At 35.3% G+C, this 13,804-nt stretch carries 12 protein-coding genes; 2 read left to right on the top strand and 10 right to left on the bottom strand.

Annotated elements, in window-relative coordinates; all coding sequences use genetic code 11:
• Window positions 1-38: 38 nt before the first annotated feature.
• From prfB to BR65_RS10930, 6 genes are all read right to left on the bottom strand, one after another.
• A protein-coding gene (prfB, locus tag BR65_RS10955; protein ID WP_156098866.1) for a peptide chain release factor 2 occupies window positions 39-1,152 on the bottom strand; the annotation gives its coding sequence in 2 pieces (ribosomal slippage) (window positions 39-1,079 and window positions 1,081-1,152; 1,113 coding nt in all).
• Window positions 1,153-1,249: 97 nt separating this feature from the next.
• Window positions 1,250-3,778, bottom strand: coding sequence for a preprotein translocase subunit SecA (secA, locus tag BR65_RS10950; RefSeq protein WP_023176810.1), 2,529 nt, complete (start codon window positions 3,776-3,778; stop codon window positions 1,250-1,252).
• Window positions 3,779-4,048: 270 nt separating this feature from the next.
• On the bottom strand, window positions 4,049-4,591 hold the full coding sequence (gene hpf, locus BR65_RS10945) for a ribosome hibernation-promoting factor, HPF/YfiA family (RefSeq protein ID WP_034538174.1): 543 nt from the start codon (window positions 4,589-4,591) through the stop codon (window positions 4,049-4,051).
• Window positions 4,592-4,727: 136 nt separating this feature from the next.
• On the bottom strand, window positions 4,728-5,414 hold the full coding sequence (locus BR65_RS10940; RefSeq protein WP_034538173.1) for a ComF family protein: 687 nt from the start codon (window positions 5,412-5,414) through the stop codon (window positions 4,728-4,730).
• Entirely contained in the window at window positions 5,411-6,760 is a 1,350-nt protein-coding gene (locus BR65_RS10935; RefSeq protein WP_034538172.1) for an ATP-dependent helicase ComFA, read from the bottom strand. The genes BR65_RS10940 and BR65_RS10935 overlap by 4 nt, the downstream gene beginning before the upstream one ends.
• Before the next feature lie 120 nt (window positions 6,761-6,880).
• Window positions 6,881-7,732: a DegV family protein gene (locus BR65_RS10930; protein ID WP_034538171.1), complete on the bottom strand. Its 852-nt coding sequence runs from the start codon at window positions 7,730-7,732 to the stop codon at window positions 6,881-6,883.
• 186 nt (window positions 7,733-7,918) lie between these two features.
• On the opposite strand from BR65_RS10930, the gene BR65_RS10925 reads away from it, so the two are divergent.
• Together BR65_RS10925 and BR65_RS10920 are read left to right on the top strand one after the other, a co-directional pair.
• Window positions 7,919-8,557 (top strand): YigZ family protein, encoded by a 639-nt coding sequence (locus BR65_RS10925; protein ID WP_023176802.1) that lies wholly within the window; start codon window positions 7,919-7,921, stop codon window positions 8,555-8,557.
• A 151-nt stretch (window positions 8,558-8,708) separates the two neighbouring features.
• On the top strand, window positions 8,709-9,758 hold the full coding sequence (locus BR65_RS10920; protein ID WP_034538170.1) for an LCP family protein: 1,050 nt from the start codon (window positions 8,709-8,711) through the stop codon (window positions 9,756-9,758).
• 171 nt (window positions 9,759-9,929) lie between these two features.
• Here the strand turns inward: BR65_RS10920 and BR65_RS10915 are convergent, their stop codons facing one another.
• The 4 genes from BR65_RS10915 to nagA form a co-directional block, all read right to left on the bottom strand.
• Complete coding sequence (locus BR65_RS10915) at window positions 9,930-11,009, bottom strand: glycosyltransferase family 4 protein (protein ID WP_280512919.1); 1,080 nt, start codon at window positions 11,007-11,009, stop codon at window positions 9,930-9,932.
• Between the two features lie 142 nt (window positions 11,010-11,151).
• Window positions 11,152-11,868, bottom strand: coding sequence for a GntR family transcriptional regulator (locus tag BR65_RS10910; RefSeq protein WP_023176797.1), 717 nt, complete (start codon window positions 11,866-11,868; stop codon window positions 11,152-11,154).
• Window positions 11,869-11,878: 10 nt separating this feature from the next.
• On the bottom strand, window positions 11,879-12,586 hold the full coding sequence (locus tag BR65_RS10905) for a glucosamine-6-phosphate deaminase (protein WP_023176795.1): 708 nt from the start codon (window positions 12,584-12,586) through the stop codon (window positions 11,879-11,881).
• A 32-nt stretch (window positions 12,587-12,618) separates the two neighbouring features.
• Window positions 12,619-13,749, bottom strand: coding sequence for an N-acetylglucosamine-6-phosphate deacetylase (gene nagA, locus BR65_RS10900; protein WP_023176793.1), 1,131 nt, complete (start codon window positions 13,747-13,749; stop codon window positions 12,619-12,621).
• Window positions 13,750-13,804: the final 55 nt, after the last annotated feature.

Here is a 13,804-nt window from a genome sequence, read left to right as displayed (position 1 = left end):
TGGTTCTAAATTTGTCGGAAGTTTGACTTTTTGCTATTTTATTCTTCAATTGTAGAAATTTTGCTTCTTAAATATGCCTGTATAAATGGATCTAATCCGCCATCCATTACTTGGTTGACATTTCCAGTTTCATAATTTGTTCGATGATCTTTTACCATTGAGTAAGGATGGAACACATAAGATCTGATTTGAGAACCCCAACCGATTTCTAATTGTTCGCCTCTTATAGCAGCCATTTCTTTTTCTTGTTCTTCGACTTCAAGCTGGTAAAGTTTTGCTTTCAGCATACTCATAGCTTGTTCTCTATTTTTTAATTGTGATCTTTGGGCTTGACTTGCAACAACCACACCGGTCGGGATGTGTGTGATTCGAACAGCAGAATCTGTTGTGTTGATGTGTTGTCCGCCTGCTCCAGTTGCTCGATAGGTATCTACTTTTAAATCATCTGAATTAATTTTAATGTCTACACTGTCGTCTAGTTCTGGAACCACATCGATAGAAACAAACGACGTGTGTCTTCTTCCAGCAGAATCAAAAGGCGAGATCCGCACTAAGCGATGAACCCCTTTTTCAGCTTTTAAATAGCCGTATACATTCAAACCTTTAATAAGCAAAGTCACACTTTTGATTCCAGCTTCATCTCCAGCTTGATAATTTAACGTTTCAATTTTAAATCCTCTTTTTTCAGCCCATCGAGTGTACATGCGAAGCAACATGCTTCCCCAATCTTGCGATTCGGTTCCGCCTGCTCCAGGATGAAGCTCAATAATGGCATTATTTTTATCATACGGGTCACTCAACAATAGATCTAGTTCATACTGATCTAACTTATCCAAGAAAGGAATAATTTTGCTATTCAACTCTTTTGCTAATTCTTCATCACTTTCTTCTTTGACCATTTCAAGTAATAGATCTAAATCCTCTTTTTCAGTTACAAGGCCGTTGTATTGATTGTATTTTTCTTTCAACTCATTTGCTTCATTAATAACTGTTTGAGCCTTTTGGGCATCCTCCCAAAAAGTTGGTTCTGTCATTCTATCATTGTATTCAGCGATGTCTCTTTCCAAAGTCTCTAAGTCAAAGAGACCTCCCAAAACCGTTTATTTTTTTACTTGCCGTTTCTAGATAATTTCTAATATCGCTTAATTCCATTATTCTTCACTCCAATTCAGAAAGAACACGACTCATTAACCAATCGTGTTCTTTCTTATAATTATTTTATTTATCACACTTCTGGAAGAAGTGTATCTTAATCTAATTTTCCATGGCAGTTTTTATATTTCTTTCCACTTCCACATGGACAAGGATCATTACGGCCTATTTTTGAGCTATCTATTTTGATTGGTTTTTTTCTTGCTTCTTTAACCACTTGTCCATCACCAGTTGAACGCGCAGTTGTTCCTTTTGCAACTTGTTCTCTTTTCAAGTTTTGACGAATTTGTGATTTCATCAATAAACGTGTAACTTCATAATCCATAGAGGCAATCATTTCTTCGAATAATTTAAATCCTTCTGCTTGATATTCTACTAATGGGTTACTTTGTCCATATGCACGAAGGCCAATTCCTTGACGCAACTGCTCCATTGTATCGATGTGTTCTGTCCACTTACTGTCTACAACACGTAAGATGACCACTTTTTCAAATTCCAATACTTGTTCTTTACCATTTAATTGTTTTTCTTTTTCTTCATAAATAGATTTCGCAGCGTCTAAAAGCACTGTTTCAATTTCTTCAATCGTTTTGCCTTCTAGGTCACTCATTGCAATATCATCAGGATGAACTAATGAAGCTTGTGCAAAGTCAAGTATGGTTTGCAGTTTCCATTCCTCTTTTGTTCCTTGAGTATTAATTTGAACAATACGTGAGATCGTCCGCTCGATCATTGGAACAGTCACATTTTTTAATGAGTCTTCAGCCATAATAACTTCTAATCTTTGTTTGTACATGATCTCGCGTTGTTCACGCATAACATCATCATACTGTAAGACATTTTTACGTGTGTCATAGTTGTTCCCTTCAACACGTTTTTGAGCTGATTCAACTTGACGCGAAATCATTTTACTTTGAATAACTGCGTCTTCTTCGCTGACTTTTAGGCGTTCTAAAACAGCTTGGATACGTTCTGAACCAAATCTCTTCATTAAATCATCTTCTAAAGAAAGATAAAACTGTGTCACACCTGGATCGCCTTGACGACCAGAACGTCCACGTAATTGATTATCGATACGACGTGATTCGTGTCGTTCTGTACCAATAACGCATAGTCCGCCTACTTCACGAACACCTGCACCTAATTTGATATCTGTTCCACGACCAGCCATATTGGTTGCAATTGTTACTGCACCTTTTTGACCCGCACTTGTAATAATTTCAGCCTCTTTAAAATGATTTTTAGCATTTAATACTTGATGAGGTATTTTACTTTTTCTTAATAGACCGGATATTAACTCTGATGTTTCAACAGCTACTGTACCGACCAATACTGGTTGACCATTCGCATGTCTTTCTTCGATTTCTTCAACAACAGCACGATATTTGCTGTCCAATGTTGGATAGAGCAAATCAGGTCTGTCATCACGAATAAGTGGTTTATTCGTTGGTATGGATACAACATGAATGTTGTAGATCTCACGGAATTCTTCTTCTTCTGTTTTCGCTGTACCTGTCATACCTGCTAGCTTTTTATACATACGGAAATAGTTTTGGAAAGTGATATTCGCCATTGTTTTTGATTCATTTTGGATTTCTACGTTTTCTTTTGCTTCAATAGCTTGATGCAAGCCATCTGAATAACGACGACCTTCCATGATACGACCAGTAAATTGATCAACGATCATTACTTTGCCCTCTTGGATCACATAATCTACATCATGATGCATAATGTAATTAGCTCTTAAAGCTTGATCAATATGGTGCGTTAACGCTTGGTTTTCTACATCATATAAATTGTCTATTCTGAATGTTTTTTCAGCTTTTTCAATCCCTGGTTCCGTCAAAGCAATCGTTTTAGAAGGAATATCGATTGTGTAATCTTCCTCTTCTTTCAATCCTTTAACAAAGAAGTCCGTGCGACTATACAAAGCTGTAGATTTTGCTGCTTGACCAGAAATAATTAATGGTGTTCTAGCTTCATCGATCAAAATAGAATCGACTTCATCGACAATCGCATAATTCAATGGTCTTTGTACCATTTGTTCTTTATAAACTACCATGTTATCTCTAAGGTAATCGAATCCTAATTCATTGTTTGTACTGTACATAACATCCGCCAAATAAGCTTCACGTTTTTCTTCAGAAGATTTTGAATTTAGGTTTAAGCCTACTGTTAAGCCTAACCATTCATATAACTCTCCCATTTCAGTAGCATCACGACTAGATAAATATTCATTTACGGTTACAACGTGTACACCTTCTCCTGTCAATGCATTTAAATAAACCGGCATTGTAGCAGTCAACGTTTTCCCTTCACCTGTTTTCATTTCAGGGATATTCCCGCGATGTAATGTGACCCCACCCATTAGTTGGACATGATATGGATACAATCCCAAAACTCGTTTAGCAGCTTCTCGTACAACAGCAAAAGCTTCAGGTAGCAAATCGTCTAATGTTGCGCCATCTTGATACCGTTTCTTAAACTCAGGAGTTTTTGCTTTTAATTCGTCATCAGACATGTTAGCCATTGCTTCAGCAAATTCTTCAACTTGCTGGGCGATTTTGCTTAAGCTTTTCAATTCTTTTTTATCGTTTTCAATTAAGTTGCGTAAAAAATTAGCCATTCATCTTTCTCCTCTATGTCTTTATCTCTATTTTCTATTTAGTAAATTTCCATTTATTTAGGCAGTTAGACTTTATCTCGACATTTTCACTTTTGTTTTTATAGCAATAGTCTATATTCTTATTAATTCTATCATTACTGATTCACAATTGAAACCTTTTTATCGACATTAAACACACCTATTGCGATGCACTTTAGTCAAAAAACGAAAAAACTTCAAGGCAAGAGTATTTACTTGCCTTGAAGTTTTTCAATTTTTCAGTACATTTGTTTATTCTGTTTCAATCAACCCATATTTTCCATCTTTACGACGATAAACGATGCTTGTGCCATTAGTATCAGCATCTTCAAAGATAAAGAAATTATGTCCCAACATATCCATTTGTAAAACAGCTTCTTCACTGTCCATTGGTTTCAATGATAGTCGTTTTGTACGGACAATATTCACTTCATCTTCCATTAGATCTTGATCTTCTCCCGGCATAACAGGTGGGACAACAACATTAGAACCGCGAGTTCTGCGGTTGATTTTAGTTTTATACTTGCGCATTTGTCTTTCAAGTTTATCTGTTACCAGATCAATGCTTCCATATAAATCAGGCGAGGTTTCTTCCGCACGTAAAACCAAGTAAGGCAAAGGAATGGTTACCTCAACTTTAGCAGTTTTATCGGAATACGTTTTCAAATTAACGTGGGCTGTTGCTTCAGGTACATCATTAAAGTATTTCTCAACTTTCCCCACTTTTTTCTCAACATAACTACGAATAGCTGCAGTTACTTCAATATTTTCGCCACGGACATTATATTTAAACATAAACACTCTCCCCTTTCATCTGATTGTATCTCAGAATCAGCATCATCAAATGGACCACTCAAGTGATGATATGCTTAAATTAATTATATATTATCACCCAAGGAATGCAAATAAAATCGATTACAATTGGGGAACTTTAACGGGAAATCGAAAACGTCTCGACTGTTTTTGCTCCGTTTTCAAGTAAACACTCAGCTGCATGAAAAAATGTTCGTCCCGTGGTATAAATATCATCCACTAGAATAATCTCCTTTTCTTTTATTTTTGCTTCACAACCTTTATCGATTCGAAAAGGCTGCGGAGAAAGCATCCTTATTTTCCGGTTCTTACTTGACTGTTTTTCACCTGTTCCACAATGAGTTAAAACTGGTATATACTTCACTCCAGAAAACGTTAACATTCCTTCTACTTGATTGAAACCTCTTAATTGCTTGCTTTTATCACTTATTGGTATGGGAATTACAACCTTCTTTTGCTTATAAAAAAAGTAGTGTATCTCCTTTGTAAATAGTTCACCCAGTCGATAATCGCCAGTGTATTTGTATGCTTCTATCCATTCTTTTATAAACTCATTGTATTGATAAAGAGCTGTGTGCTTGAAAGGATAGTCCGGGTACTCTATTTTCCATTTCTGACAATCTGGACAGAGACCTTTTTCTGACCAGTAGCGACTACACCCTTTGCAAGTAGGGCCATTACATAAAGAAACAAGTTTATTCGAACAAGAGTCACATTTAATAGACGGATTAATTTTAGTAAAAGACAACAACTCTGCTAATTGAATCACTTCTTTTTGTGCTTTCCCACACCATAAACAAATCATGACTGGATCAACAATCCCCTTTCACGTGCTAAACGGTTCATCTTTTTTATCTGAGTAATAGCACTTTTTAAAGCTTTAGTTTGACCATAGTGGAGAAAGATGACTTTCCCCGTTGGAAAATCACGGTGTCTGCCTACTCGACCGGCGATTTGAATCAATGCCGCTTCTGTAAATGTCCGATCTTCAGCACCTAAAACAAGTACATCGATATCTCGAAATGTAACTCCACGCTCTAAGATAGTGGTGGTCAACATAAATTGGTAACATTCCTTCCGCATATTTTGAACTTTCTCTTTACGGTTTTCATCTTCAGAAGACACGCTCGTAAACAGACTTTCAGGAAAAACTTCCTCAAGATAGTTTGAAAATTCAAGCATCAACTCAATGTTGGGCACAAACAAAAGAAAGCGACGTTTTGCATCCAGTAAACGTTTGATTTCTTTGATGACAACTGCTTTTTTCTGCCGTTTACTAATTGCTGTGCGCCAATCTCCTGCCCATATTGCTTTTGGCTCAGGTAAGGGAAATCCATGGTAGCGTGCTGGTAAGATAGAAGCTGCTAATTTTTTTTGTGTGATGTCTCTTCTCATTTGTTTATCTGGAGTAGCGGATAAGTAAATAATCGTTCCGCTATTCTTTTTTGCTTTTTGGGCTGCAAATTGCAATGTTGTATCTTTATTAAATGGGAAAGCATCAATTTCATCAATGATCAATACATCAAAAGCCTCTTTAAAACGTAAGAGTTGATGGGTAGTGGCAATAAGGAGTTGCGTATAGCGATAAGATTCTTCCATATCTCCGTAAAGGGTCAGTTGTTCAACAGGTTGAAAAGCACTTTTAAGACGAGGTGCTAATTCTAAACACACATCTGTCCGAGGGGAAGCAATACAAATCCTTTTGCCTTCCCTTAGCGCCAGCTCGATTCCCTTAAACAACATTTCCGTTTTTCCTGCACCCGCTACAGCCCAAATTAATCTTGTTTGTTTTAATTTTATAGCTTGAACGATCTCATCAGAAGCCTGCATTTGTTGTTTTGATAATTGGCCTTGCCAAGTTAATATAGGCTCTGGTATAGGACTAAACTGATTTTCTTCTGGTAAATGGTAAAGAAGACTGCATTTTTTGATTTTCCCCATTTGAAGGCATCGAATACAGTAAAAACAATTTTCACCACAATTACAAGGAGCAAATTGTCTATCTTGAAATTGATTGGACCCGCAACGCTTGCAAGTCATCTGTTTTTCTATCACAGCAAAGCCATTTGAAATAATGCCATTCCAATTTCTAGGTAATTCTTCGTCTAATTCTTGAATTAACAACTCTCTTCCCATCACATTCGTGTCCATTCTCGCTCACCTCTTTAACATTAGTGTACGCAAAAAAAGATTTGGGCTATTTTCCCAAACCTTTTTTAATAGATTATTTTAGATATTGATGTATTTTATAATAACTTTAATATAATGGCCTTAAATTTTAGTTTGATCTTCCATCCAAGTTAGTCCAAGAGCACCCTCACCTAAGTGAGTGCCAATAACAGGACCAAAATAGCTCAGTTCATAACGAATAGCTGGATGATGTTTCTTTAGTGTTTTCATCCATTCAATAGCTTCTTGTTCAACATTTGCATGGATAATGGTAGCTACAATCGGATACCCTTTTTCAACGTCTTCACTTAATAATTGCTCGATTCGTTTTAATGCTTTTTTCTTTGTTCTTATTTTTTCAAATACGGTGATTTTTTTATCTTCAAAGTGCAGAATTGGTTTTATTTTTAATAAAGAACCAATGATTGCTGATCCATTTGAAAGTCGCCCTCCACGAACCAAATGATTTAAGTCATCTACAACAAAATATGCACGCAATGTTTGTTGCATTTTTTCAAATTTTTGGAAGATCTCTTCTACAGAAGCATCTTCTCTCGCCATTCTGGCTGCCTCTAGGACAAAATAGCCTTGTGCTGAACAGCTTATTCCAGAATCATAAGGATAAATGGCTAGTCCTTCATAAATCTTACTTAGACTTGCAATCGTATTAAATGTCCCACTAAGTTCACTTGATAAATGGATACTAATAACTGCATCGTACTTTTTTGAAAGCTCATTAAATAACAACGATGCTTGTCCTATCGCTGGTTGAGAACTAGTTGGCAAACCATCCATTGTTTTGACTTTTTCAAAAAAGCTAGTACTATCCATTTTAGTTTCCTCTATCGTTTCGTTTCCCATTGCAATGGATAAAGGCAGCCTATAAATTGAATACTTCTCGCATTGTTCGTCTGTTAAGTAAGCAGTACTGTCTGTTACCACTGCGATTCTCACATTATCACCTCACTACTATGTTTTTGTTTCTACAATTTAGTGCTCAAAATGAAATTATAGCATACTTTTTTTTAGGTTCAACCTCCCTCTTACTTTTTATATTTTCTAGATTAGTCTTGTTCAATACTGAGACTAACGGTACACTATTGAAATAAAGTCAGCATTAAATTTATGAAAGGACTCATTATGCTAAATCATTATTATACTATTGAGAAAGATGGCAACTTTGAATTAGAAATAAAAAAATCTCGCTTTATTTGCCATTTAAAACAGGTTAAAAATGAGATTGAAGCTCAAGATTTCATTCAATCGATCAAAAAAGAACACGGAAAAGCTAATCATAATTGCGTGGCTTATTTGATTGGTGAACACGATGAGATACAGCGTGCTTATGATGATGGAGAACCTTCTGGTACAGCTGGGGTTCCAATGCTGGAAGTTCTAAAAAAAAGACAATTAAAAAACGTTGTGGCAGTTGTCACACGTTATTTTGGCGGCACAAAACTGGGAGCAGGTGGATTAATACGTGCTTATGGAAAGGCCGTCAGTCAAGGACTGAACGAAATTGGAGTGGTTGAAAGAAAATTACACACTCAAATGACAATTCATGTCTCTTATCCAGCCTCTGGAAAATTAGAAAACTTACTTCGTGAAGCAAACTATATAATAAAAGATGTCTTTTATTCAGATATTGTTTCGTTCTCTTGTTTAATTGATCAAGAGCAACTAACTTTTTTTCAAGCTAAAGTCATTGAATGGCTCAATGGACAAGTCACCTTTGAAAAGGGGTCGCAAGTTTATTGTGACAAAAAAATCTCACTTTAAATATTAAGAATACATTACTTTTTATTAAATAAACTTTCTACTTGTTTTTATTCGTGATAGAATAAACAGGATATTTTAGGCTGTTTATGTTTTTTAACTAACACCTGATTGAGTCCCTAACAACAAAATGATTTTCTGAAGGAGAATGAGTGTGAAGAAACATTCTAATACTAGTCGAAGCGCATCATACACTAATAAAAGAAAAAAAAGAAGAAACACGATTATCTTAAGTATAATGATTCCTATTATGATTATTATTTTAGGTATAGCGGTATACGCGGCTAAGTTGTATGCAACTGCTCAAAAAACGATTGATGACTCTTATCATGAACTAGATCGTACCAAAGAGGTAGAAGTAGACCCGATAAAAGAAACGACCTCTATTTTAATTATGGGAATCGATGACACCGAAGACAGAAATCTTGGCAGTTCAAGAACCGATTCACTCATTTACTTGACGATAGACCCTAACAACCATGAAGTCAATATGGTTAGTATTCCTAGAGATACTTATACTCCAATCATGTATCAAGGACAATATTATAATGAGGATAAAATTAATGCAGCCTACAGCAAAGGTGAAGAACAAGCAACGATTGAAACTGTTGAAGAATTATTAGATGTTCCAGTCCATTATTATGTAACCTTTAATTTTGATGCCTTTTTGAAAATCATAGATGCTTTAGGTGGAATAGAAATGGATGTTCCAATAACTTTCTCAGAGCAAAATTCTGATGGCGAGATGAATCAAATTACGTTAGAAGAAGGTTATCAAACATTAAATGGTGAAGAAGCTTTAGCATTGGCTCGTACAAGAAAAATTGATAATGACGTTAAACGTGGAGAGAGACAACAATTGCTGATAGAAGCTATTGTGAAAAAAGCACTTAGCGTTGGGTCAATTACAAAGTATACAGATGTTATTGAAGCTGTCGGATCAAACATGCGTACTGACTTAACTTTTAATGAAATGCTTGGAATAGCTCAAACAGGTTTAGAAGGCTCATATGCATTTAACTCTTATACATTTGAATGGACAGATTTTATGTTGAATGGTGCAAGTATGGTTGAACTTTATCCTGACAGTGTTGATTTTGTCAGTCATCGTTTTAGAGTAGCTTTAGGCTTAGATTCTATCGATGAACGAGATGCTGAAGGATACGAATTTGAAACCAACGGTATAACAAATTACGCTTATTAACAAATGCAATAACCAGAAAATAGGTTGTGTCAAAAGGATGCTTTTTTTCAAAAAGCGTCCCACAGCTTTATAGTTAAATATAAAAATACACTTCCAAAACTAATGAGTAAACAATCCATTAGTTTTGGAAGTGTATTTTTATTAGAGGCATTTTATTCCAGCCCCATTTTATTATCTCTTTCGATTTACTTTTTTTGCAAATCGTTTTAGCCTTGTCAGTAAAGGTCTTCTTTCTTCACTAACTAATCCAATTAATTCAATAAATAACTCTAGTCCCAATAGCAGGCCGATAGTCAACATTATGGACCCAATAAATGTAGATATTGGATACATTAACGCAATCAACGAAAACATGGCAGCAATACAATAAATAGCCAGTACTGTCTGTCTATGGGTCAATCCCAATGTCATCAAGCGATGGTGCAAATGCATTTTGTCTGCACTAGAAATTGGCCTTTGATTTAATCGTCTTCTCAAAATAGCAGCAATCGTGTCAGTGATCGGTATGCCTAGTATAACAACTGGTATAATTAATGTAATCAAAGTTGCGTTTTTTAATCCTTGCAATGACATGATAGATATCATGAAGCCAAGGAATAAAGCACCTGTGTCTCCTAGAAAAATACGAGCTGGAAAAAAATTATAAGGTAAAAAACCAATAGCTGCAGCCACAAGTGTAAAAATCATTATAGGTACTGCAACATCAGATATGGTTAAAAAGAAAAATCCAATAATTCCCATAGTTGTTAAAGCAATAATTGAAACTCCGGTTGCTAATCCATCTAAGCCGTCAATTAAATTAACAGCATTCGTAATCGCCAAAATCCATATTAACGTTATAGGTAAACTAAAAATCCCTAAATGCACTTCTCCAATTAAAGGAAATGTCACGAGATCCATTCGAATATCGGCTGCATAATAGATAATCAAGGCACCAATAACAATCCCTAACATTTTTAATCTTGGAGAGATTTCAATCAAATCATCGATTACCCCAGTAATAATAATAATGGTCGAAGCTATAAATAAAGGAAAAATTTGCTTAATCGGTATCGGTTGTAAAAAAAACAAAGAAATATAAAAAGATAAATAGATTGCTAATCCTCCTAGTGTTGGCATAGCTTTTACATTCACTCGTCTTTCACCAGGTTTGTCTATAGCATTTACTTTTAGTGCTAATTTTTTTACTAATGGTGTCAATATAAAGCTGATAACAACTGTAAAAATACAGAAAACCAACACTTGAAACATATCATACATAAAAAATAAACCTACTTTCAGTGCCACTCTTTCTCTCATTATACAAACTTCATGACTAAAAGACAATTGCAATTTCATTTCAAATCCTTTGGTTATGGTCATCATCAAAAAAAAGACTTGCGCTAAAATAACTTTAGCGTAAGTCTTTTTCCAAGTAAAACTCAAATCGTTCCCCTACATATTGAGTACGAACATATTCAAAAGGCAAATCATCTTTTGAATAACTAATTTGTTTTAATTGAAGAATAGATTCTCCACGTTTAATCGACAAATATTCAGCAATTTTTTCAGAAGCACGCATAGCAGAAACGGTTTGTTCAGCTCGTTGAACAGTAATGCCTTGCTCAGATTCTAGTGCTTTATAAAGTGATTTAGTAATTTCTTGTTTCCCTAATGATTCTACTAGAGAGTATGGAATCGTTGCTACTTCAAAACAAATGGGAATATCGTCAGCATAACGTATTCGTTCCATTCTTAAAACCATTTCTTCAGGTTCCAATTTTAAATTTTCTGCTTCGCTTACACTAGCAGGTTTAACATGATACGAAATCGTTTTGCTTGTTGGCTTTCGACCTTGCGAAACCATAATATCCGTAAAACTTTGAATACCCGCCATTTTTTCTTGGACTTTTTTATTGGATACATAGGTGCCAGAGCCTACTTTTCTCTCTAAGATTCCTTCATCTACAAGAGTTTGTACGGCTTGTCTCAAGGTCATTCGGCTGACATTAAATTGGATAGCTAAATCTCTTTCAGAAGGAATCCGCTCTCCTATTTTCCAAACTTCTTTTTCTATCATTTTTCTTATTTGATTATGAATTTGAATGTAAACTGGTGTCGCCTTAGCCATGATTTCGCTCCTATCGTTGGATTAATTTCGCTGCTTCCTCATCTACAATCATAATGACATTGTCATGATTTTGCAAGATACTTCCAGGAACTTCTTCTGTTACAGGGCCTTCAATTGAATTTTTTATCGCTTCTGCTTTTGTTTCACCATACGCCATCAAAATAATTTTTTTAGACTTCATGATTGATTTGATTCCCATTGAGTAAGCTAAGCGTGGAACATCTTCAACATTGTCAAAAAAGCGTTTATTGGCTTCAATTGTAGAAGGAAGCAACTCTACTTTATGTGTTGTTAAATCAAAAGGAGTACCAGGTTCATTAAATCCAATGTGTCCATTGCTTCCAATTCCTAAAACTTGAATATCAATTGGGTGATTTTCAATAATTTGATCATAGCGTTTGCCCTCTTGTTCTGCATCTTCTGCTAGACCATTTGGAACAAACGTTTCTTTGAATGGCTTTTTAGAAAAAAGTTCTTGATCCATAAAATAATGGTAACTTTGAGAATCTGTAGGAGCCAACCCAACGTATTCATCTAAATTAATAGCTGTCATGTCCGAAAAATCTATGTCGCTTTTAATCATTTCATGATACAAAGAAATGGGTGTACTTCCTGTAGCTAAACCTAAGACTTTAGCTCCTTGGTCCATACCCTCTTTAATTAGTTCAAATGCTTTTTTTCCACCTTCAACGTTATCTTTTACAACAATAATTTCCATTTTAATTTCCCCTTTTCCTTTTCAAGTTCTTATTAATAAACCATTTTTCCATAACTAAATGTATGTTCTACATCAAAATCAGCGTTCATTACTACTATATCAGCATCTTTACCAGCTGTAAGACTTCCTTTTTTAACCAAACTAAATTCTCTTGCTTGGTTAACAGAAGTCATTTTAACTGCATCTTCAACACTGCATCCTGTAAAGGCCATAATATTTTTAAATGCATCATTAAACGTCAACACACTACCTGCTAAAGTACCATCTACTAATCTTGCTTGATTATTTTTTACAAGTACTTTTTGTCCGCCTAACTCGCTTTCTCCATCAGGAAGTCCTTTTGCACGCATTGAATCAGTAATAACTTCAATTCTGTCGGGTCCTTTTACTTTATAAGCAAGGTTGACCATGTCAGGATGGATGTGATAGCCGTCCACAATCATTTCTGTGTAAATAGAATCTTCTAAAAAGGCATGTCCAGTTACTCCTGGCTCACGATGGTGTAAGCCTCGTTGTGCATTATACAAATGTGTAATATGTGATGCTTTAGAATCCATCAACTGTGCTCTAGTAGCATTACTATGACCGATCGAAAGTACAATATTATGATTTACACAATACTCTTCAAATTCTGAAGCATCACTTGTTTCTGAAGCATATGTTACTAAGCGAATACGGTTTCCACTTAACTTGTTCCATTTCTCCATTTGTTTTGCGTCTGGTACACGGATATACTCCTCAGGTTGTGCTCCTTTAAAATCCACAGATACAAAAGGTCCTTCTAAATGAATACCTTGAATCACTGGATTTTTCATTGCAGCTTCGTTTATAGCAATAAGAGCTTTATCAATAGCATCGTAAGATTGCGTCATCGTTGTAGCAAAGTAAGAAGTGATTCCTTCTTTATGCATTTTTTGGATCATTTGATTGATTTCTTCTGAATTAGCATCCATATTATCATAGCTGTATCCACCATGACTGTGAACATCAATAAACCCAGGTAAAACAATTTTCCCAGAAGCGTCTTGTTCTTGATCAGATGTTTCTTTTTTATAGTCACTCATTTTGCCTACAGCAAGAACTTCTTCAGAAAAGCGAATAAATGCTTCTTCTATTTTTTCTTCTCCAGTATAAACCGTCACATTTGTTAGTACATTAGCCATTTTTTTGTCTCCTTTGCTCTTTTATTCCATTATAAATGGTATAGACCAAAAATGC

Origin of the sequence: Carnobacterium inhibens subsp. inhibens DSM 13024 (assembly GCF_000746825.1) — a bacterium.
GTDB classification, from domain to species: domain Bacteria; phylum Bacillota; class Bacilli; order Lactobacillales; family Carnobacteriaceae; genus Carnobacterium_B; species Carnobacterium_B inhibens.
The sequence above is the reverse complement of the archived record's forward strand: the minus strand, read 5'-3'. Positions and strand labels throughout refer to the sequence as shown.